This is a genomic window from Halobacteriovorax sp. ZH5_bin.2 (genome assembly GCF_043196375.1).
Lineage (GTDB): Bacteria > Bdellovibrionota > Bacteriovoracia > Bacteriovoracales > Bacteriovoracaceae > Halobacteriovorax_A.
Genome location: NZ_JBEBMJ010000003.1, coordinates 437,201 through 459,348, shown reverse-complemented (window position 1 = coordinate 459,348; position 22,148 = coordinate 437,201). Strand labels below are relative to the sequence as shown.

General features: G+C 36.3%; 24 protein-coding genes. 3 read left to right on the top strand and 21 right to left on the bottom strand.

Annotated elements, in window-relative coordinates; genetic code table 11:
- Positions 1–151: 151 nt before the first annotated feature.
- The 8 genes from ABMA76_RS10600 to ABMA76_RS10565 form a co-directional block, all read right to left on the bottom strand.
- Positions 152–1,588 carry a histidine kinase dimerization/phospho-acceptor domain-containing protein gene (locus ABMA76_RS10600; RefSeq protein ID WP_393061559.1) on the bottom strand — a complete coding sequence of 479 codons (1,437 nt, stop codon included), beginning with the start codon at positions 1,586–1,588 and terminating at the stop codon, positions 152–154.
- A complete protein-coding gene (gene xseA, locus ABMA76_RS10595; RefSeq protein ID WP_393061557.1) occupies positions 1,585–2,886 on the bottom strand; it encodes an exodeoxyribonuclease VII large subunit in 1,302 nt (433 codons plus the stop codon). Before xseA ends, ABMA76_RS10600 begins: the two co-directional genes overlap by 4 nt.
- Before the next feature lie 59 nt (positions 2,887–2,945).
- Positions 2,946–3,365 (bottom strand): helix-turn-helix domain-containing protein, encoded by a 420-nt coding sequence (locus ABMA76_RS10590; protein ID WP_392912254.1) that lies wholly within the window; start codon positions 3,363–3,365, stop codon positions 2,946–2,948.
- Between the two features lie 15 nt (positions 3,366–3,380).
- Entirely contained in the window at positions 3,381–3,575 is a 195-nt protein-coding gene (locus ABMA76_RS10585) for a type II toxin-antitoxin system HicA family toxin (RefSeq protein ID WP_392912252.1), read from the bottom strand.
- Between the two features lie 169 nt (positions 3,576–3,744).
- Positions 3,745–5,082, bottom strand: a complete 1,338-nt coding sequence (locus tag ABMA76_RS10580) for a S41 family peptidase (RefSeq protein ID WP_392857207.1) — start codon at positions 5,080–5,082, stop codon at positions 3,745–3,747.
- 14 nt (positions 5,083–5,096) lie between these two features.
- Positions 5,097–6,152 carry a murein hydrolase activator EnvC family protein gene (locus tag ABMA76_RS10575; RefSeq protein ID WP_392912250.1) on the bottom strand — a complete coding sequence of 352 codons (1,056 nt, stop codon included), beginning with the start codon at positions 6,150–6,152 and terminating at the stop codon, positions 5,097–5,099.
- Positions 6,137–6,934 (bottom strand): hypothetical protein, encoded by a 798-nt coding sequence (locus tag ABMA76_RS10570; RefSeq protein ID WP_392912248.1) that lies wholly within the window; start codon positions 6,932–6,934, stop codon positions 6,137–6,139. Before ABMA76_RS10570 ends, ABMA76_RS10575 begins: the two co-directional genes overlap by 16 nt.
- Positions 6,922–7,695, bottom strand: a complete 774-nt coding sequence (locus tag ABMA76_RS10565; RefSeq protein WP_392857211.1) for a cell division ATP-binding protein FtsE — start codon at positions 7,693–7,695, stop codon at positions 6,922–6,924. The genes ABMA76_RS10570 and ABMA76_RS10565 overlap by 13 nt, the downstream gene beginning before the upstream one ends.
- Positions 7,696–7,847: 152 nt before the next feature.
- Between ABMA76_RS10565 and ABMA76_RS10560 the strand changes: the two genes are divergently transcribed.
- Entirely contained in the window at positions 7,848–8,657 is an 810-nt protein-coding gene (locus ABMA76_RS10560; RefSeq protein WP_393061555.1) for a hypothetical protein, read from the top strand.
- Here the strand turns inward: ABMA76_RS10560 and ABMA76_RS10555 are convergent.
- The 12 genes from ABMA76_RS10555 to sppA form a co-directional block, all read right to left on the bottom strand.
- Complete coding sequence (locus ABMA76_RS10555) at positions 8,650–10,080, bottom strand: HD domain-containing protein (RefSeq protein ID WP_393061553.1); 1,431 nt, start codon at positions 10,078–10,080, stop codon at positions 8,650–8,652. The two genes, ABMA76_RS10560 and ABMA76_RS10555, sit on opposite strands and share 8 nt — an antisense overlap.
- An 85-nt stretch (positions 10,081–10,165) precedes the next feature.
- Positions 10,166–10,336: a hypothetical protein gene (locus ABMA76_RS10550; RefSeq protein WP_021266323.1), complete on the bottom strand. Its 171-nt coding sequence runs from the start codon at positions 10,334–10,336 to the stop codon at positions 10,166–10,168.
- A gap of 77 nt (positions 10,337–10,413) precedes the next feature.
- Positions 10,414–11,961, bottom strand: coding sequence for a sigma 54-interacting transcriptional regulator (locus ABMA76_RS10545; RefSeq protein ID WP_392857216.1), 1,548 nt, complete (start codon positions 11,959–11,961; stop codon positions 10,414–10,416).
- A gap of 130 nt (positions 11,962–12,091) precedes the next feature.
- Entirely contained in the window at positions 12,092–13,414 is a 1,323-nt protein-coding gene (locus tag ABMA76_RS10540; protein WP_392912242.1) for a TolB family protein, read from the bottom strand.
- A gap of 8 nt (positions 13,415–13,422) precedes the next feature.
- Positions 13,423–14,136 (bottom strand): TonB family protein, encoded by a 714-nt coding sequence (locus ABMA76_RS10535; RefSeq protein WP_393061551.1) that lies wholly within the window; start codon positions 14,134–14,136, stop codon positions 13,423–13,425.
- A 61-nt stretch (positions 14,137–14,197) separates the two neighbouring features.
- Positions 14,198–14,614, bottom strand: a complete 417-nt coding sequence (locus tag ABMA76_RS10530) for a biopolymer transporter ExbD (protein WP_393061549.1) — start codon at positions 14,612–14,614, stop codon at positions 14,198–14,200.
- 14 nt (positions 14,615–14,628) lie between these two features.
- Positions 14,629–15,327, bottom strand: coding sequence for a MotA/TolQ/ExbB proton channel family protein (locus ABMA76_RS10525; protein WP_392912240.1), 699 nt, complete (start codon positions 15,325–15,327; stop codon positions 14,629–14,631).
- Complete coding sequence (locus ABMA76_RS10520; RefSeq protein ID WP_393061547.1) at positions 15,327–16,127, bottom strand: hypothetical protein; 801 nt, start codon at positions 16,125–16,127, stop codon at positions 15,327–15,329. The genes ABMA76_RS10525 and ABMA76_RS10520 overlap by 1 nt, the downstream gene beginning before the upstream one ends.
- Before the next feature lies 1 nt (position 16,128).
- Positions 16,129–16,983 carry a hypothetical protein gene (locus ABMA76_RS10515; protein WP_393061545.1) on the bottom strand — a complete coding sequence of 285 codons (855 nt, stop codon included), beginning with the start codon at positions 16,981–16,983 and terminating at the stop codon, positions 16,129–16,131.
- Positions 16,983–17,372 carry an SH3 domain-containing protein gene (locus ABMA76_RS10510; RefSeq protein WP_393061543.1) on the bottom strand — a complete coding sequence of 130 codons (390 nt, stop codon included), beginning with the start codon at positions 17,370–17,372 and terminating at the stop codon, positions 16,983–16,985. The genes ABMA76_RS10515 and ABMA76_RS10510 overlap by 1 nt, the downstream gene beginning before the upstream one ends.
- A complete protein-coding gene (locus tag ABMA76_RS10505) occupies positions 17,372–18,601 on the bottom strand; it encodes a hypothetical protein (RefSeq protein WP_393061541.1) in 1,230 nt (409 codons plus the stop codon). The genes ABMA76_RS10510 and ABMA76_RS10505 overlap by 1 nt, the downstream gene beginning before the upstream one ends.
- 10 nt (positions 18,602–18,611) lie before the next feature.
- Positions 18,612–19,559 carry a signal peptide peptidase SppA gene (gene sppA, locus ABMA76_RS10500; protein WP_393061539.1) on the bottom strand — a complete coding sequence of 316 codons (948 nt, stop codon included), beginning with the start codon at positions 19,557–19,559 and terminating at the stop codon, positions 18,612–18,614.
- Between the two features lie 157 nt (positions 19,560–19,716).
- Between sppA and ABMA76_RS10495 the strand changes: the two genes are divergently transcribed.
- Positions 19,717–19,986 carry a hypothetical protein gene (locus ABMA76_RS10495; RefSeq protein WP_393061537.1) on the top strand — a complete coding sequence of 90 codons (270 nt, stop codon included), beginning with the start codon at positions 19,717–19,719 and terminating at the stop codon, positions 19,984–19,986.
- A gap of 2 nt (positions 19,987–19,988) precedes the next feature.
- Here ABMA76_RS10495 and rlmN read toward each other — a convergent pair whose 3' ends face one another.
- Positions 19,989–21,053, bottom strand: a complete 1,065-nt coding sequence (gene rlmN, locus ABMA76_RS10490; protein ID WP_393061535.1) for a 23S rRNA (adenine(2503)-C(2))-methyltransferase RlmN — start codon at positions 21,051–21,053, stop codon at positions 19,989–19,991.
- A 150-nt stretch (positions 21,054–21,203) separates the two neighbouring features.
- Here rlmN and ABMA76_RS10485 point away from each other — a divergent pair, with 150 nt between their 5' ends.
- On the top strand, positions 21,204–22,040 hold the full coding sequence (locus ABMA76_RS10485; RefSeq protein WP_393061533.1) for an endonuclease/exonuclease/phosphatase family protein: 837 nt from the start codon (positions 21,204–21,206) through the stop codon (positions 22,038–22,040).
- Positions 22,041–22,148 lie beyond the last annotated feature (108 nt).

The window sequence follows — 22,148 nt, the reverse complement described above, 5'->3', positions numbered from 1 at the left end:
ATATTGAGTCCGAGTTCATCGTATTTAGCAGTGTCAAAGTCAAGAAATTCTAAAGAAAGAGATTATAGAAACTAGAACTTTTCTTCAAAAAATTGCCAACAATATGAGAAAAGTTGATTGGAATGAATCTGAGTCAATTATACGCGGGTGCTTAAATCAGATTATAAATCACAATCTCCTGCCCATGAATCTCAACGCGAGAGTTTTCAAGTGCAAGTAAGTGGATAATTAAGCGGTTTAAAATTTTACTCTTTTGTCCTTCGATATTGAGATTCTTTACCGTAAGAATGATGTCGTGTTCACGACGATAGAAGTTACAATCGATCGAGTTAAAGCTAGCATCAATTAAGAGTTCGTGATTTTTAAGCGTCATCATCTCACTAAGGATTAAGTAGAGAATGATTGGAAGACTCGCACCACTGATGGCATGTTCTTTGAGATCATTCGAAATATTTGTTTGAATTGATATTCCAGATTCGATTTTACGATTGCTCAGTAGAGAGATTGCCTGCTGAAGGATACTCTCAAATGTACTTTGACGACTTAGCTGATCATTGACCTTGGCAAAACCAAGGAAAGTATTGATTAGGCTCTTGCAACGATTTGTTGACGCCTTCATTTCATTTAGAATTGTTAAATCGTCTTCTTCCCACTCTTCAAGCTCAAGCATGTTAATGGCCGCAAGAATTCCAGCAAGAGGATTATTAAGTTCGTGGGCAATGGAGCTTGTGATAATACCAAGTTCAGAGTGAGACTTGGTATAATTGAATTCCTGCTTTACAAGACAGATCGTTCTTAGGTTTGAAGTCGTACTTGAGAGGATTTTATATTTTTGATCATCAATATCAATCCATCCTGACTCAAGATTTTTGATAAGATTATTTGGTGTGATTCCAAGCTTTAGAAAGTGGTCATTGTGATAGTGAACGATTCCGTCGTCACTGATGATAACAACTGGATAAGTTAGATTATTAATTAAATCTGTCACACCAAGCTGCTCACTTGAGAGCTCTTCTTCATTTGCATTAATTAGTTGGATAACATTGGCAATGGCCAGGGCCGCCTTCTGGGCCTCTTCCTTCTCCCCCTTTACCGTAAGTAGATAGTAAGAAGCTGTATCTTCAAAGCAGTAGTCTTCTTTAACCGGGTAAAGATGTGAATCGGCCTTATCGATTACCTTAATATTGAATTCATTTTTAATTTCTGAAATTTTAAAAAGTTCTGGAATGAAATTGTCGTCGTTGTCTTGGTATACCTTCTCAAGATAAAGGCCCGCAACTTCCATCTCATCGAGATTAGCACTGGCCATACTTGAGTTTAGCTTAAAAACTCTAGCAAGCTCTCTTTTAAAGTGCAGAAGCTCTTTAAGATTTTCAATCGTCTCAATCTCAATAATATGGCCCTCCAATTTAACAATCAGAGGAATACTCGATTCAATTGAGAAATCGAATTCATAGTCACTAGAACTAAATCCAGAGTAATTTAAATTGCGCTCTAGTTCTTCATCAATTTCAATATTTGAGTGATAGTAAAAATTCTGTTTCGGTGAATTAACTTCACTATCTTGGAAACCAAGTGATGCACTCACGAGCGAGCTCCCTTGTGAAGAGTCACCTTACCGTCAGCGTAGTGAATATCCACATCGACATTTTCAAGCTTTACCATGTCTTTAGCAGAACTAATCACTTTGTCACCAATTTGCGTGTAGGCATAACCACGAGTCAGAACATTTTTTGGATTTAAGGCCCCTAGGATTTTCTCAAATTCCATATTCTTATTTTTATAATTCACAATTTTATTTTGAATAGCTTTCACAAGATCACGGCTTAGGCGATCTAGCTCAAATGTATATTCATAGAGAGAAAGGATCTGTTCTTTTCTCTTAATTAGATTTAGCTTTTCAAGCTCATGTTTATAATCTGAAATTTTCGATTTAAGAGCAATGAGGAAACTTTTCGGTGACGTTTCAGAAAGGATATCATAGCGGCGACGAAGTTCCATATTCATGGCACCTTTTAAATCCTTACGAATGCGATTCATATCAGAATCTAACGCCATAAATTTTTGAGTTAGAACTTCAGCTGCTGCAGAAGGTGTCTCCATTCTAAGATCGGCCACATAATCAGAAATCGTGAAGTCGACCTGGTGTCCAACGGCACTAATGGTTGGAATTGGACAATTGTAGATATCCCAGGCCAGGGCCTCATCATTAAACGCCCAAAGGTCTTCCATCGAGCCACCACCACGAGTGAGAACGATAACATCTAACATATCTTTCGTGCGCCCTTCTTCCTTTGCCTTCAAGTGATATGCAATGAGTTTCTCAAGGGCCTTACGAATTGAAGCTGGAGCATTGACTCCTTGAACTAGGGCCGGAGAAAGAAGTACCTGATGATATTCAGATCGTCTTTGAGATACATTTAAAAAGTCTTGCAAGGCCGCGGCTCCCTTTGCCGTAATAACACCAATGCGTTTTGGCATCGTCGGTATCGGTTGCTTTGAACTCATATCAAAAAGACCTTCGGCCTGTAGCTTCTTCTTTAGTAATTCAAATTGCTCCTGAAGATCACCCTTACCTGCTGGAACGATTCGTTTCACAATTAATTGAAACGTTCCTCGAGTTGGGTAAACAGAAACGGAGCCAGAGACAATGACTTTATCTCCTGCGCGAATATTTTTGATTATCGGGTTTCTCATGGCATCCATTTTAAAGAGGGCCATTTGCATAAGTGCATTACCATCACCAAGTGAGAAGTACCAATGTCCAGCACCAGAGGAGCTAAGGTTTGAAACCTCTCCTGTTACACTAATATTTTGGTAATTAGACTCGAGATTTTTCTTTATGTGATTAACGAGTTGTGAGACTGATGGGACTTTATTATTCATCCCTTTATGATGCAAAATATTAAAGAAAGTGAGAAGACGCACAGCACCTTTTTTGAAGATTATCCAGCTAATTCAAATTTTACTTTAAAAGCTTCTGCAATTTTAAGAAGTGTCATTGCTGTTGGGTTTGACTTTCTAATATATTCTAGCTTTTGATATGTCTGAAGCTTCATATCAAGAAGATCCGCGGCATGCTGTTGAGTGAGCTTGCGTGATTTGCGAGCTTCACGAATCATCAAAGGAATCGATATCTCTGGACTTGGAGTAACCCAATTAAAATTCTCGCCTCTATGATTCTTAGCTTTTGGAAGTGGCCACTTTGGATCGTTAGCTTCTTCAAGATATAAGTCTAACGCTTCAACTGCATTGGCCATTGCTATTTCCTTATTTTCACCGTAGGAAAAGCACCCTGGTAAGTCTGGAAATATAACATTGATACCATTTGAATCATTTGTGAATTTAGCTTTGTATTTAATCATGAAATCACCTTCCCTCTAAATCAATTTTACGCCGGTTTGTTTTTCAATTGCCTTTATAAGACCGAAACCAAGATCTTTTCCTCCATGATCAGGGATAATGACAGTAACCAATCCCTTTTTAAACTTCTTGTGAGAACCACGCTGACTAACTTGAACAAAACCATTATTTTTGAGTATTTTGATAATATCTTTGGCCCGTCTATTTCCCACAACTCACTCGCTTATTATACAATAATTATCAATCCAATTCCACAGCAAAAAAGCTGTGTAAATATTCAAAATTAATCAGTTTTGTTTAATAAGTTTTTGAAAATAAAAAGGCCACCCTATTAGGTGGCCTTATTAAAGTAATTCAATATTTGAATAAAAATTTAATATCTTAAAATTTATTGACTGCGTTTAGGAATTTGATCGCTTGTAGAACTTGGTAGTCCTTGTCTGCTGCATACTTTCTATGAACAGGTGATTCCTCTTTCTTTTTATTGATTTCTTTAGCTCTTTCAATTCTCTTTAGACGAGCTGCTTTTTCACGTTTAAGACGAGCCTGCTTTTCTTCTTCTGTTTCAACTGTTGCTGTTAAGTGGTTTCTAAGATCAACTTCTCTTACCCCACCATCATCATACATATGCTCTTCAACAAATTCACCTTCAACCTGAGAAACTTGCACATCTGGCTTAATTCCAAGGGCCTGAATTTTTCTTCCTTTTGGAGTCATATACTGAGCAATTGTAAGTTTAATTCCCTGTTCCTCTGAAATTTGAGAAACAGTTTGTACACTTCCTTTCCCAAAAGAATTTGTTCCCACAATCAGAGCGCGCTTATGGTCTTGTAGAGCACCTGCAACAATCTCGGAAGCAGAAGCACTTGAACCATTAATAAGTACAGCAAGAGGAATATCTAATTCTTTATGGCCACTCTTTTTAACATAGCGAATTTCTTTATTCTTTGGATCGCGCCCTTCAGTTGAAACCACGACGCCATCATTTAGAAAGATCGAAGAAAGATTTACGGCCTCATTTAAAAGACCACCTGGGTTTGAGCGAAGATCAAGAACAACACCTCTAAAATTCTTACCAAGTTTTTTCTTTTCTTTCTTAAGTGCTTTTACAACATATGCTGCCGCATCTTTTTGGAATTGGCTTAAACGAATAACAGCGTAGTTATTTACAGCAAATGACTTAACAGGTTTTGTTTTAATCTTTTGGCGTTTTACCTTGAAGTTACGAATATCTTTTTCGCCAGCTCTTAGGATACCAAGATTAATAACTGTACCAAGCTCCCCTTTCATACGATCAACAGCTTCATCTAGAGTAATACCAATTGTTGATTCATTATTGATCTCAACAATCTTATCTCCTGGAAGTAGTCCTGCTTTCTCTGCTGGAGAATCCTCAATTGGAGTTGTGATGACAAGAACACCGTCTTTTTGTGTTACTTCGATCCCGAGTCCACCGTACTCCCCGCTTGTGTCTTCTTGCATCTTCTTAAAGACTTCTTCATCTAAGAATGCAGAGTGAGGGTCAAGTGTTTGAAACATTCCTTTTAGTGCTCCATCAATGAGCTTATCAATATCAACCTTACGGTAGTAATTTGTTTCAATGATATGAATAACTTTATTGAAGAGTTCGAGTTTTTCAAAACGCGACTTCGTCGTTTCTTTTGCTTGTACAGGTGCTACAAATGCCGTCAGCATGAGAGCAACAAATAGCTTTTTCATTATTATTCCTAATTTTAAATATTAATTTTAGTATTAATTAATTGAGCTGTATTTTGTGCTGTATTTTTCTTTCTAATTTCAAAGTAAACCTTACTTAGATTCCCCTTCTTAATTGAGAACCTTGTTTTAGCAACAGAAGAGCCAAGATCGACGGCCTGTCCCTTCTTTACACTTGAAGCAAAGTCTCCAAGATAAATACTACGGATATCATTTCCATGATCAACCATAATAACATTACCAACGTTTGCAAGTGAGCCTACGTATTCAACCTTTCCGGCCTTTGTTGCAAAGATTTCTTGTCCACTCTTAACAGTATAAGTTATCCCCTTCTTACCATTTTCAGTAGAGATATACTTCTTAACTGGAACAGCGAAGTTTGCTACAAGCTTTGTAGAAGTTGAGCTCTTACTCTTTGCCTTTCTTGCATTAAGTTTTGCTTGGGCCTTCTGCTTCGCTAAGCGCTGAGATTTTCTAAGTTTACTATATTCTGATTTTAATTTTTCGTGATTTTCTTTTTCAGTTAAGAACTCTTGAACAGTAGTACTTTTACGAGTCTCAAGCTCTTGTAGTAAAGTGTAAAGCTCTCTTTCAATCTTTACAGTTTCACTTAAACGAGCTCTAAGCTCAAAAGTTTTTTTCTTTAAGTTTGTGCAGTAGTCAATTTTTGATTGAATTTCTTTCTTTTCATTCTTAAGAGATCTTAAGAGAAGCTGACTCTTAATAAGATCTTCATGTGTTGAGTTCTCCATATAGCTTAGGGCCACATGGCGAATCGTTTTCTTTACTCTTACCTTATCTGCTTCAAGGTCAAAGAGAGATTGGTTAAGATTCTTTTCTAATTCAAATATTTGATAATCAAGGTCTTGCCTTGATTTCATTGCCTGAAGATAGTCCTCATTCTTAGTTTGAAGCTTTGTTTCAATAGACTGAATTGATTTCTTATAATTATCAATCTTAGTGCGTGAGTCTGTAACCTTCCCCTTGATCGCGTTAAGACTTGGAGCGGCTTGCACCCTCATTGAAACAGAAGAGATTAAAAGTACTGTGAAAAGAACTAAGCTTTTTGCCATTCAAGTTTCCCGATCGTGTACCACGCAGAAGTTGTTAATAATGCTCCACTTACAATTAACGCAAACACCTCATTTGGAGAGAAGAATGCAAATGAAAGAGCACAACCAATAAGAATTGAAGTAACGATATTTACTGTATACATTTTGAAGGCTACATTTTTCTTTCTTTGAAACTTTTCAACAAGATAAGAAACCTGTTTTAAATTTCTTCTAATTGTCATAAATGCTACAACCCAAAAAAGAGAAAGAACTGTAATTAGTACTTGAAGAGGTCTTCTCTTTAGTTCTGTCATCACATTCTTCCAAGATTGAGTATTTGAGATTTTCTTTCTAATGCTTCCTAGAACAACATTATCTTTACCAGTAAGACGCACTAAGTATTCTCTAATTAGATTTGTCGAACTCTCCGAAACTTTTTCATCTAAGATAATCTTTAGACCTTTCATTGAAATAATCGATGTGATTTCATCTTTACCAAGTTCAAGAACATCTTTAAGTTCGTTTGTAACGGCCATGCTCTTTGTTGCACTAATGGCCTCAACACCCTTTACACCAGGAAGCCCTTTAATTTTTCTTGAAATACTACTTGTATTTAAGTCCCCATCAACAAGAGCATTGAAGTAGTATTCATTTTGAATGGCCGGAAGCGCATTTGAAATCTTCTTCTTGAAACTGTCATAATTTGAAACAGAAATAACAAGTGAGATTGTTAAAAGAGAAAAAAGCGCTTGCCCAAAAAGATTATTTTTTGTGAAACGAGCTAATTCTTTTAAATAAAACATGCATGCCCCGAGTGTATTAGACGAGAGTTATCTAAGTGGATAATACGTCCCGTGAAACGTTGTACTAATTCGCGATTGTGAGAGGCCCAAATAATTGTAGTCCCTCTTTTCGCATTATAGATATTTAATAAATCAAAAAGTCTTTTTGTATTATCAAAGTCTAGGGAGCTTGATGGCTCATCCGCAATAAATACATCTGGCTTTGCAAGAAGGGCGCGAATGATGGCAACCTTTTGTCTCAGTCCCCCATTAGCATCCTTGGCCTTAAGATTTACGCGATTTTTAATTCCTAGAATTTTAATTAGTTCGCTTAGATCGCTCTCAAATTCTTTGCGAGAGCGATAAACACTTGGATCAAATGCAAATTGTAAATTATCGATAAGACTCATATTTTCAATTAGTCTTAGATCTTGAAAAACTTGTGTTGTAAAAATGCGATCTTCTATTTTAATCGTTCCACCTGTTGGTGAAACATTACCAGCGAGAACATTTAAAAGCGTTGTCTTACCTGCTCCGGAGGCCCCAGTAACAAAAACAATTTCACCTTTCCTAATTTGCAAATTGATATTGGAGATGGCCTTGATACCGTTGTAATCAACAGTGACATTTTCCAGGGTAAAATACATATTTGTATTCAAATTCTGGTTTCCAAATAAATTACTTGCTTGATTCGCGTAACTGCTTGAGATCATTGATATGAGTCCTTCATTTCTATATTCAAATCTTCCTAACTTGAATTGGGCAAAAATCCTCTTTGCCACTCTCTAATTTTATAACAAAATCAGATTTTAAGCAAAGGTAGATAAAAAGACCGACTATGCGCGTCAAATAAGTAAATCTTAATATTTCAGCTATTGATGGAAACAAATTTTCTACGTAGAATCAGCTGCAAATCTGTATAAGAGAGGTCAAAGTGCTTGAAAAAATTAATGGAAAGCAGCTCGATGCTCACCTTCTATCTTCCCTCTTGCAAGATAGTAGTGTTGATGGAGATAGAGAAAGTAGAAATCTTTCATTTTATGACATCATCTATGTCATCGATACACCTGTCGATATTGGCCCTCGTTTTAAAACAAATAAAGTTGATGGACTTGGAGTCAATGTCACGCTGGCCTTTACAGACAAAGTTCTTTGTAACGAATATCTTGATCAAAATAGTCGTATACGTGCAATTACTGTTGGTATGTTATGCGGTGAGGTTGAATCTAATTTCATTGAGGTCATTGGATTAAATAAAAATTCCTCAGACCGCTTTGAAGAGTTCATTTTTGTGCCTCCCTACGACAAGCTAACTTGTCAGTATATTCTCTCTCCTCGTGATGAAACGATATCTCTCTTATCAATTGATAATGAGTCCCATCGTTTTATGGGAGTTGAGGCAACCTTCTTTTCTATTACAAATAAGACCATGGTTACTTACGGGCAAGAGCAAAGAGATGAGTACCTCAATAATCTCATTGAAAACTTAAGCTTTATCATTCCTCGAATTCCACAAAGAAGAGGAAGTGCAAATATAATCTGCCTACTTTTAAATCTTGAAAATTCGATTGAAGAGAAGGCATTTATAAGGGATTACCCTACTTTTGAGAGTTATACAGAAGTGCTGTTTGTAAATTCAAATTTAGAACTACTCACAGGAAATCTGACAAAGATTGAATACGATGGGGCAAGTTTAGAAGGTATCTACTTACCCCTTATCGAGCGTGCAAAGAAAGTTAGATAACGCCTTCGTCTTTTAATAAATTATAAGCACCATCTGAACAAAAACAATTTGGCGTATAACTCATTACGTTTGAAAGCTTTGATATTATCGAGTTTTCAACATCAGCGAGTAGCTTTACCTGTCCATCATCAAAACTAATCTTAACAGGATCACGCTCTAACAGAAGGTTTGCCGTATTTGTTTTCTTTGCAAGCTCTCTTGGACTCTTAACAAAGATAATTTTCTTCTTAGGAATATCTGGAATAACCCAATCAGCATCACTTCCCTTATCTTTCACAAAGTTAACAATGTCATTGGCCTTATTACTTGTCTTCTTAAAGAGCTTATCATTAAAGCCAACATTATCTTGCTCAAGTAGAGATTGCGAGAAGTCACTTGTATCAATATTTTTGGCACCATGACGTAGCAGAAGAATACGCGCCATATCTTTGATATCTGCATATTTATCAAACTCTCCATCGACAAGAAGCTTGTGGATTGTATTCATAAAGTATGAGTCGTTAAAACCATAGAAGCGCATTGGATCATTACTGATAATATCAAGTAAATCACTATAGCGATAAATATGGCCCTTCTCTAACATGTGATAACAAAGAGCATCTGCAATTGCATCATACTTTGATCCGCGTGGTGAGCGAATGACTTGCGAGTACCAAGCAAAGCGCGCACTTAAGAAATCTTCGACACAGTGAAGTGCATTCTCTTTAATTGCTAGAATATCGTGGCCTGCAACTTTTTCTGTCGTGAAATGGTGTAGAAGATATTCTCTATCGTATGTTCCATACTTAAGACCTGTGTAATGAGCATCTCTTAGAAGATAGTCCATACGGTCACAATCAATTTCTGAGTGAAGAATTTGATTGGCAAGAATTGACGAGTGCGTACCTTTAACAAGGTCTGAAACTTCTTGTGGATCAATTCCATGATCTTTTAGAATTCGAGTAAGTCCACCTTCGTAGTCAGTATTCTTAATAATGAAAGAGCCAAGATTTTCGTGATCGTCTTGTAATCCCTTTCCACCTTTCTTATTTGTTGTCTCCCCTATCTTGATATAGGCCATCTCTGTTGTGTGAGAAAAACAGAATGTTCCAATATCGTGAAGAAGAGCTGAGACGCGAATGGCCTGATGATATTTGGCCTCTTTTGTCTTTTGAACTTTTTGAAATAATTCACCATCTTCCACACCGCGGCCAACTGACCTTAGAATATGGTGAGCATTATTAAGTACACCAATTGAGTGGCCGTAGCGTGAGTGTTCAGCACCGTGAAAAACGTAGAATGAAAACCCTAGTTGTTTAATCCAGCGTAGCCTTTGAAAGAATGGGCTGTGGATGATCTCCATCTCAAGTGGAGTTAAGTCGATGAATCCATATAATGGATCATAAACTTTTAGACCTAATTTAGCGTTTGAGACAACTTCCATGTTGATCCTTTGGTATAATATAAGAAAGCCCGTTTATTAACGGGCATCTTATATTTTATAATGAATTTGTTGATAGATACAAGGATTAAGACTTTTTCTTTCTTCCTCTTTTCTTTACAGGAGTTGTAGCGACTTTTAACGCTTCAAAAATTTTCTTCGCTTCACTTCTTAAGTTATTTTCATAAATAAAGCGGTAGAAGTTCTCTAAATCTGGTGAACTTCTGAAGTTCTTTGGTAGTCTATTGTCTTCTGACATGGGCTCTCCTTTTAGACTGTCATAATAACTTCAAAATTACGCTTTATCAATTTTCTTTAAGCTTCTTTAAGGGTTGATTATGCTTCTTTTGCTTCAATCATACCGTAGCTGTGCAGCTTGTTATAAAGAGTCTTAACTGTAATCCCAAGAACTTTAGCTGTCTTAGTCTTATTACCACCTAAGTGATCTAGAGTTTGGCAGATGTGTTCTCTTTCGATTTCACCTAGCGTCATTTCTCTAAATACTCTGATTTCTTCTTTTTCTTCAGAGATTTCAGCTTGCTCAACTTTGATGCTATCAGCAAGGTGATCTCTTTCAACAATCATTCCTGGAGATAGAACATATGCTCTTTCCATGATTGAGTGAAGTTCTCTTACGTTTCCTGGCCAGTTGTAATCTTCAAGAAGCTTAACAACACCTGGAGACATTGACTTTTGAGCTTCTGGTAACTTTCCTAGGTTAAGGAAGTGGTTAGCTAGAATTTCAATATCTGACTTTCTTTCTCTTAGTGAAGGAATTCTTAAACCAATTGTTGATAGGTTGTAGAATAGATCTTCTCTAAAAGTACCTTGAGCAACACTTTCTTTCATATTGATTGAAGAAGCTGCAATAATTCTTACGTTTGATCTTAGTTTTTCATGAGTTCCAACTCTTGAGTAAGCAAGGTCGTTGATGAAGCTCATTAGTCTCGCCTGTACTTTAACTGGCATTTTATCAATATTGTTGATGAAGATTGTTCCACCGTTAGCTGCTTCTAGAGCACCTTTCTTAATTCTGAAACCTCTTACAGCATCAACTTCTTCTTTCCCGAAGATTTCTGACTCTAGGTACTCATCGTTACCCATTGAACAGTCTACTACGATGAAAGCGTGATTCTTTCTTTCTGAACGACAGTGAATTCTTCTAGCGATCATTTCTTTACCAACACCAGTCTCACCTGCCATGTAAGAGTTAACATCTGATGCAGCTACACGATCAACTGCAACTAGAAGCTCTTGCATAATTTCTGACTTACCGATGATTTCTTTCTCTTGAGTTGTTGAACGAGATAGAGTTACACCAGGTACAGAGTTCTTTAGTTCATTTTCTTTTTCTTCGATCTTCTGCTTAAGTGACTCATTTAAGAACTTAGCAGATAGATACATCTTCATATTCTTAAGTGGCTTCTGGATAGAGTTTAGGCTATCGATAACCATATTAATGTCTTCTTTCTTAAAGTTAACTTCTTCGCTATTTCCTTTGAAAGAAATAGTACCGATAATTACACCGTCAATAATCATTGGAACACACAGTTCAGAGTGAGAAATCTCTGTTTTTGTTGAAGCAAATAGAGGATCTCTTTGTACGTTGTTTGAGAAGTAAGCACGCTTAGTTTTGATTACGTGTCCTACAGCACCAAGACCTTTTGAAATTCTTTGTGCGTTCTTTACAGCGCGAGCATTCTTAGCAACCATGCGACAGCTTCCGTCTTCATGTGCAATGTTTACGATAATTTCATCACAAACGATTTCTGATTTAAAGAATTTTGATAGTTCAGAAAAGAAAACCTGCTCATCTAAAGTCGTAAGAAGTGTAGACAGTAGATTTTCAATTTTTGTTGATTCTTTTTTCATTTCGATTGTCATGTAAAAACTCCCGTGTATTTTTTAGCGCGTGTTCTGCGAAGCGTTAAACTAAATTCATGATACAGCGCGTCTGAATTTTTTACAAGACTAAAATACTCGGTTGTTCAAAAAAAATATACTTTTACTGTGATTATAGTGACTTAAGCCATCTACCACTTGTACACTTTCCGAAATTTGAGGTCAGTGGCCCTAGGATTTTGCCCCAAGTGTCCATAATATAGACACTTTGAGTGGCCCTCGACTGTGAAAGAACCCTCAAACTTGTAAAAATAATGAACTGTCCATCTTTTGAGTACTCTGGATCCTCATTTGAACCGAAATCCTTCGTTAAGCGATGAAGGTTTTGGCCATCTGATCCTACTTTAAAGAGGTCAAAGCGATTATCTAACCAGCTTGAGAAAACAATTTCTGAAGCACTTGGGTGAAAACGTGGAGTGGCGTTGTACTTACCAACATAACTAATACGCTTAACATCTTTTTCTAGGCCATTTGGATCCATTGTATAGATCATCGGCTTTCCTGGGCGTCCAGATAGAAATGTTAAGATTGAACCATCAGCACTAAGTGATGGGTCAACATCAGGTGCGTAGCTTTTTGTTAGGCGTGTAATTGCACGAGTCTTTAAATTCATGCGATATAATTCGGCATTACCTTGATGTGAAAGAGTTAAAATGATTTCATCACCATTATTAGTAAAGATAGCACCAGAGTTTAGGCCCTTTCTTTTCGATAATATAGTCGACTTCTTTGTGGCCACATCATAGAGCATAAGGTTTACGTTCTTCTTTGCTCCCTTAATAGACTCATCAATAAGGCTGTAAACAATCTTTGAGCCGTCATGTGATACAGCAGGAGAAAGAACAACACCATTATGCCATGTTAGCCTCTTTGGATTTGCACCATCAAAGTCCATGATGAATAGCTCTTTCTTTCCATCTGGCATTTTATAATCTGAAACAAAAACGATTTTATCCTTAAAGATAGAAGGCTTACCAACAATGGCGCGGTAGATTTCATCAGATACTGCGTGAATGGCCTCTCGATTATTAGCATCATATGGAATTGATTTCGAAATAAGTTCTTGCTCGGCAGCAATATTCCAAAGCTTATATGAAAGAGATGTTTGCGTTGCAGTTCTAACAATTTTAAAGCGAACTAAGAAATTAGTTTCCTTCGTCTTGTAATTCGTAAAGCGTACATTATCAAAGGAAGTCTGCGAGATACGGCGAGGTAGTACATTAAAGTAGTTCTGATAGAATTTAAAATCGTTTCGTACGATATTAATATAATTCTCAGACTGCTCAACCTCATTAGGAGTAAAGACTCCCTCTGAAAAAATCTTTTCTACAAGTAGGCTTTCTTTAACAACTTCGGCGTCCCCTACAGAGACAACAGTTAGTCCACCATCAGCAATAACGTTTAAACATATAAGTAGTAATACTAAATACTTCATAAAAACTCCTATATAGGAAAGGCAAGAACGAGTTCTCCGGCCACTAGCCTATTAGTAATTTCTTTTTTCGGACGAGGAAATGATCCAACAGCGCGAATTGATCCCACTGCCTTACTATCATATTCCGCGTTCCCACTCGATTTTATAATTTTATATTCTAATAATTTTCCCTGCGAATTAATGAAAACCTGAACATGACAAGATAACTCAAGGTTTGCGAGATAGGCCGGAAGTCTCCAGTGCTTACGAACAGCTTCCATCACAGAGATAACATAATTATCAAAGTCCCCCTGGGCCTGGGCACTACCAGTGCCAGTATAAGAAGAACCTTCACTAAGCTTATTTCCTGCAGCAATGATATTGCTATAGTCTGTTGTATCCTCAATAATCTTTTTAGGCTTAGCATTTTGCTTTGTTTTTGTATCTGTTTTCACATTACGATTAGCAAACTTAGATAGCATATCCTTTAAAGACTTTTGTTTAGTTGCTTTCTCAAGAATCGCCTTATCACTTCCACCAGTATCCTTGGCCTTCTCTTTAACCACCTCTACTTGCTCTTGTGGTGGTGGAGTCATTTTTTTAAGCTCTTGATAAGTCATCTTAGGCATGGCCACAACATCAACTTTAATGGCCTTACCAATAACACGAACCTTATCGAGATTGGCCCTCTTTGGATCAAAAGGTGTCCCAAGTTTAAAGATCGATAGAAGATACAGTCCCAAAATTAGGACAGCATGCGCTCCTAATGAGATAGAAATGTATTTGTTAAAACTCTTTTCGATACTACTTATCCTCTAGCTCTGTTACCAGAGCAATATCATTTATATTATTTGATTTTAAATAAGACATAAGCTTGGCAACTTTACCGTATTCTAATTGATAGTCAGCTCTTAGAAAGAGTGTCTGTGACTTCGTTTCTTTTAGCTTATTTGAAACAACAGCAATAAGTTCACTTAGTAGAATTTTATCCTTACCTACATAAAACTCTTCAGAGTTAGTAAAACTAAGAACAACTTGTGAAGAGCTTAAGCTCATGACATTGACTTCCTTAGTCTTAGGTAAAGTCAGTTCAATCCCATTTAACATCAAGGGCGCTGTAATCATGAAGATAACAAGTAGAACTAACATAACATCAACAAGTGGTGTTACGTTAATCTCTGATACCGGTCCATCTCCATTACCACCAGAATTCATACCCATTACTAACCCCTAAATTATGATTTTGAAGAAATATATCTTTCAACTTCATTGATAAATTGATTACCAAAGATATGAAGTTGTTCTCTAAGCTTATTTCTTCTTTGTCCAAATTTATTAAAATACCAAGTTGCAGGAATTGCGGCCACTAGACCTACAGCAGTCGCAACAAGCGCTTCGGCAATCCCTGGAGCAACTGTCTCAAGCGTTGCACCACCACTGGCAAGGCCAGAGAATGAATCAATGATTCCCCAAACTGTTCCAAATAAACCAACGAATGGCGTAATCGAACCAATTGAAGCCAAAGTTGTTAGCCCATTACTCATTTGCTGATCAACTTCTACTGCTTCATTAGATAAAGTTCGCTCCATTGATTGATTAGCAATTGAAGAATAATGTTCTTTAATGAGCCCATAGTCTTCACCTAATGCAATTTCTGTTTTCTTAAGTTCACGGTAACCAGAAAGAAATAATTTCTTTAACGGACTATCTTCAATAGTTTGGGCATCATGATATGCTTCTTCAAGAGAGGCCACTCCACTAAAGAAGTTTTTAAATTCACGGTTGGCCTTTTCTGTTTTATTAAATAGTGATCTCTTTTGGAAAATTATCGTCCACGAAAGTACTGATGCTAAGATTAAAAGAAGTAAGTCTAATTTAACGACAATACTTGAGTCTAAAAGGATTTGGAAAATATCTAAATTATGACCTTCCACTATACTTCTCCTTGCTTTTTTAAAATATATGAATATGCGGATGTAACAATTAATAAACTAATAGCTGGAACCAAAAGGTTACTTAGCTTTGAAAAGAATATTGAGTAATATGTACCCCATAATGGATCATGACCCAAGAAGGCAAAAAGAGGTACAAAAACAACTGAAATAAAAATCATCCCTTTAAGTACAGAGTAATTAAATAAATAGAGATGAGTATATGCCAAGAAGAATAGAAACATATGACCTATTTCTAAACTCGTATTTCTTGGAAATAAAACCAATAGGGAAAGATATAAGAGAGAGCCTTCTGTTAAAATATGAAACCCCTTCCCTATACGTCTGGACTTTAAAAAGACTTTTGAATTCAAAAACTCAAAAAAGAAAAATACAAAAATAAGGACGTTGTGAACAATTAGCTGCCATATACTAAATTGTACATTTTCCATATGAGATGGTCGGCTAAAGAAAATAAAGACAATGAGCGTGCCCATCGAAATTAAATAAGTTGGAATATTAACACTGTTGTACCAATCAAAGGATAACTGGCCTTTAATATCCCTAAACTTCATATCCGAAAAGAAGTAGATTGAAACAAGATATCCTAAAATTCTTGCAGTGACGAGAACATGCCAAGAGAAATCATATAGCCAATTCTCTACAATAATAAGTTTGTGCCCAAGTCTAAAGTGGAAGAACGTAATAATTGAGACAAGAATAAAGTAAATAATCCAGTAAATTATTGTCGATGTGGCGTACTTTGCCAGATAAATAGATTTTTCTTTGGCGAATAACTTCATACTAATTCGTCGTTGGGTTTATCCAATTCAACTGTAGTTCAGGCGCTGGATAAATCTTTGAATAATTCTTATAAAGTAAATTCCCTTTTGTTAAAGAATCAATTTTCTCTAGTAAGTGATAATAGTTTTTCCAGTACTTTGGATTATTCTTTAAAATAGTATCCATTTTCTTCGTTGTTTTAAACTGATCCTTAAAAGTAAAACCAGAATTAAAAACTACATCACTAAAACGAGTTAAAACCTTATGAAATTCTTCCTTCGGGAATTCTTTCTTATAAAAATTACTATTCATTAATTTTAAAAGTGTTTCATCATCAAATTTTTTAATAAATTGCTGATCCTCTAACCTTAATAAGTCTTCAAATAAAAGAAGCGAAATTTGTAACTTAGATAAGTCCATTGCTCTAATAAATGGAACACTAATGACAAATAGATAGTGATTTGTTGATAGAGGAAATCCGAAGTGAGTCACATTTGGTGAGTTTAGATATAAAATATCAAACTTGATACCAAAGTAGCCTACCTCTTTTAAAAACTTAGCGTAATATTCGCGGACACCAAAATCAGGTTTATGAAAATCCCACTTTAGTACCCCTACATTCTTTACAAGCCAGTACTGAGTCATGATATGCCAAAAGTCTTTACCAGCTGGTGTATTATAAAAAGCCTTCTTTTGTGCATCAACATCAACTTGTTTCTTCTTGGCCTGTTTGGCTTTTTCTTTTGCGGCCGTCTCAAGACCATCCTTCTTTAGAACTTTTTGAATTTTATTAAAATTCACAAATTCATTCTCTACCGGAAGGTTTTCTTGAGCATAAGTATTAAATATCAGGAGAAGTGATAAGAAGTACTTCATTACTTACTCTCCCCTTTAATGAGAAGATCCTGAAGTCTTCCCCAGTAGTGTATCTCTGTAACGCCAATCTCAATTTGATCAAAGAAGCGACGATACATATCTTGCCAACAACCATCTGGCTTTCTTTGAGAAAGTACATTTGTACTCATAAAACCTTTATAATTTGAGTACTCGACTTGATAGAAATCAGATATTGGTGAACTTAAAACGTAGAAAGGTTGCCCACATTCGAAAGTTGATAATACTCGAGAAAATTTTGAAGGATTTTGGTGCAGTTGTGAATAAACAGACTGTACATAGTAAATTGTCTTCTTCTGATCATTACTAGACTGGGCCTTTGTTTGAGCAAAGACCGGTAAAAGAAGAAAAAATACTAGAAATATTCTCATTATACTTTCCATCTAAACTGTATTGTTTCCCACTCGTGACATTGAGGACAACGCCAAAAAATCTCATCTGAGTTGTAGCCACACTCACGACAGTAGTGCTTTGTAAGAGTTTGGTGCATATTTTCAAGAAGATCTTTTGTTTGTGAAACGGCTTCTTCTTTCTTACCTAACTCAATTAAAATTTTAATATATTCAGACTTTAAGGCTTCTGAAGTAGCATTAGAACTCTTATCCCACTCACTTAGTAATTCATAAGCTTTATGTAATTGATGCTGCTGCTTAAAAAGTCTAATTTTAGTAAGAATTATCGATTCATTAGAAAGTAATTCTTCATCTTTCATTTCTAAGAAGTATTCAACTAAAAGGTTTAATCTTTTAAAGTACTTCTCTTTCTCTTCTTCGCTTCCTTTGAATCCCTCTTCAAGTGACTCAAATGCAAAAGAAGCATACATTGGCTGCTCTTTTAAAAGTTCAACTAGATAGAACTTCGCTTCATCAATATTACCTTCGTGAAGAAGAATTCTAAGCTTTAAAATCTTTGCTGATACAGAAGGAGCAAAACGAAAACCATCTTCTAGATCTTCAATGGCCTTAGAAAGCTGACCATTTTCAAAAAACTTCTTGGCCTTTTGAACAAGAATATGTGAAATCGTTTCAGACTGATTCTCATGCCCAACTTTCGAAAGCATGATGCGATAATTATAGGCTTGATCCCAATCTCCAATATCTTCATAAATACGACAAAGCGATTGGATGACATCATATTCATCACGATTGATTTTTAAGACATCTTTATAAGTCTCAATGGCCTTATCAACAAAACCACCTTTATCAAAATCGATGGCCAACTCTTTAAGGGCACGAATGCGGTGAGATTCAGAAATATTATCTCTTGCAATAAGAGAGCGGTGGATACTAATGGCCTTTTCTATTTCACCATTACTTCTAAATAGTCCACCTAGAGCAAAGTATGTATCAATTGTTTCTCTGTTAATATCAACTGCACTTAAAAACTCTTTAATCGCAAGATCACGATTACCAGAGATTAGGTATTGAGTCGCATTTAGAAATACTTTCGATTGAGCTTCAAAGATTGAGTTACGATATCGTTTAGAAAGTTTTACACCTGTATCCTTCTCACTGAAGTAGTGATAGATCAAAATTAGTGTAAATACGAATGCTACAACTGCTAGTATATGATCTTGTAGCCAATTTAAGTATATATGCATTATGCCTCTATTATTTGTACATTAAAGTTGTCGAGCTATTAGCTTTTACAAAATTCTTAACTGCACCTTTAACATCTTCTAAATCTTCTAAGATTGAAAAGAAATTAGCTTTCTTCTTAATCTTCATTTCTGAAAGGTTTAAGTCCCCTTCTAACTCAAGTTTTGCATGAAGTTGGCGTGCACATGGCCAAAGACCTACTAGATCATCAACAAGACCAAGCTTCTTTGCTTGCGCACCTGAGAAGACTTGTCCTTGAGCAACATCATCTATTTCAACTGTGATTCTTTCACTACGCTGTGCTGCTACATCGTCTTTAAATTGCTTATGGACATCAAGAGTCATCTCAGTCATAAGAGCTCTTTCTTCTTTAGTCATCGAACGATTAGGTTGACCGATATCTTTGTAACGTCCTGCTTTGATCGTTTGTGGATTAACCATGGCAAATTTGTATAACTCAGAAAGGTCAACGAATTGCATGATGACACCAATTGATCCAGTCAGTGTTCCAGGAGATGAACAAATCTTCTCTGTTGCTGCGCCAATATAGTAACCACCACTTGCTGCGATTGATGAGAATGATGCATAGATTGGTTTAGGATTCTTTGTTACTTCAGCGTAACTCCCGGCTCCTCTAATTCTTAGGATTTCTTGATAGATTTCTTGAGTTGGAGCAACAGCACCACCTGGTGAGTTAACTCTTAAGATAATTCCCTTAACTGCTTCATCCGCTTCCGCACGGTGAAGAAGTTGAATCGTTTTCTTAGCGTCCATGATGACACCTTCAACTTCAATTAGGGCAATCTTATCTTTAGACTTCTTACTCGACGAAGCAAGATCGTTATTTCCTTTGAAAATTGTCACGGTATAAGCTGAAAATAATATTAGTACAACGAAGAAAACTGCAACCATTGCCATAAGGCCTATGACCGCGCGATCTTTTGATTTAGTATTCGACAAAGCATCCTCCCTGAGCTTATAAATCTACCCTTCTATCTTCCCAAAAATATTGGATTTCGTAAACTTTTTAACATGTTACAAACTTGCCGATTAAAGTAAATTTGTCCCTATCCGAAAAGATATAGGAATAAAACCGCGAATGCGAAGTGAGGGATATATGAAAGGTTTCAGCGTTAAAACAATTGCCATAATTACTCTAGTAATTCAGTCTAGCTTTGTTTTTGCTGAGAAGTATGAAGCTCCTTCATTTTATCAAGAAGCGAAAAAACCAATTTCATTTAAAAAGAAAGTAGTCCACCATAAGACTCAAGAATCTTGGGAAGACTCCTATCAAGTTGAAGATGACTCAAAATCAGAAAAATCGACGCGTCTTCCATCTTCTAAGAATACAAAAGTTAAGTATTGGGATTACGAAAATAAGAAGTAATCTTATTTCCAAAGATTTAGATCTTTTTCTAGCTCACTCTTAAGTTGGCCACAGGCCGCTAAGATATCACTCCCCTTTGTCGTACGAATTGTCGTCGTGATTCCACCATTATCAAGCTGATTCTTAAACCAGTTGATACGACTAACACTTGGACGTTTAAAATTCGACTCAGGATATTCATTAAAAGGAATTAGGTTCACTTTAGATACTTTCTTAGGAAGTAGTTTTAAAAGTGCTTCAACATCTTCGGCGCGGTCATTGTATTGATCAATTAGAAGGTACTCATAAGTAATATAACGATGGGCCTTAAGTGGAATTTCCTTAATCGCCGTTAGAAGTCTGTCCAGATCATAGGCCTTATTAATTGGCATAAGCTCTGTACGAATCTCATTGTGAGCAGCGTGCAGAGAAATAGCAATATTAACTGATGGGAATTCTTCTAGCTTCTTAATTGCAGGAACTAGTCCCGATGTTGAAATTGTCACACGTCTTTGAGAAAGGCCTAGTGCCTTTTCATCAACCATAAGTTCAGTTGCTGCTTTTACTTGCTCAAAATTATGAAGAGGCTCACCTTGACCCATAAAGACAACATTAGAAAGTCGCTCTTCTGGCCCAACTTTTTCTCTTAGAAATTTCGTTACAGCTAAAAATTGGCCAATAATTTCACCGGCCTCAAGGTGGCGCATAAGCCCCATTGTTCCCGTATGACAGAAAGTACAACCAATAGCACACCCTACTTGTGAAGAAACACAAAGAGTCTTACGGTTTGATCTGGCCGGAATCATAACAGTTTCGACAGTTTTCCCATCTCTCATGGCCACAAGAAACTTTCTCGTGCCATCTTTTGAAAGTCCATTCCATACAATTTTAGGAAGTGTGAAGTCGAAGTTTTCTTCTAATAGCTCTTTAAGATTCTTAGAAATATTTGACCAGCCCTCAGGAGTGTACTCGTGTTTCTCATAGACCCATTGAAGAATTTGGTTTGCCACAAAAGGCTTCTGACCATTCTCAACAAGGAATGATTTCAAAGACTTAGGTGAAAGCGAGTAAAAAAGCTGCTTTTGCATATGATTCTCCAATATTAGGTGACATTTATATGGTCAGGGACTAAATATTACAAGCTCCTCTGTAGAATTTTTGCTATTTAGCCTATTCTTTGGTCTATTAAACCTCAAATACAACAAGATTTGCTGACAACAGTATAATTAGGAATAAATATGAGAAAGCTTGGCCTATTGATCACATCCCTTCTGCTACTTCAAGGATCTGTCTTGGCCGCAAATAATATGGCCAATCTTATTTATAGAGTTCCTTCAAAAGATAATTTAATTTCCATAAAGGGGTCACTTAACTGCACAGAGTGTAAGCTTGGGACGCGTTTTAATGTGACAGTTTGGAATATGTACAAAGGAAAAGAGCCTTCTTGGGCAAGAGATTATCTAAAGCTAGCAAGCGAAAGTGAAATCATCCTTGGTCAAGAATTCCTACTACAAGGAGAAATGCAGGAGATACTTTCAAGCGGCCAGCGAGAAAGTGTACTAGCAACTTCATTTTATAATACAGATGGAAAAGCAACCGGTGTCTTTACCAGTTCAACTATAAAAGCTGTCACAAAGCAGGCATTTCAAAGTAGTGATCGAGAGCCCATTGTTAACACACCAAAGCTTTCTGTTTTGACTCAATATCCAGCAGAGAATGGACAAGATGTTACTTTTGTTAATATCCACGCTCTCAATTTTGTCGGTATTCAACCTTTTACAATTCAAATAGCAACACTTCTAAAAGCTGTAAAAAATATCAAAGGCCCAGTTATCTTTGCGGGTGATTTTAATACTAATGCTCCAACAAAAACTCTCATCATGAATATGCTATTTAAAAAAGATGGTTTCAAACAGGCCCGTTATACTGGAGCAGATGATCGCATGACATTCCTAGGTCAGCCTCTTGACCATATTTGGTATCGTGGACTTAATCTAGTGGAAGCAAGAGTTCTTGGAGAGGTTGAAGGATCTGATCACACTCCTCTTCAGGCAGAGTTCGAGCTAATTGATTAGGTATTAGCTTTGACAGTTTAGCTTATAAAAAGAAAAATTTAGCTGCATTTCTTTGCACATCTGTATTCTCTTATAGATAATTAAAGATATTAAAAGATTAGATTCAAA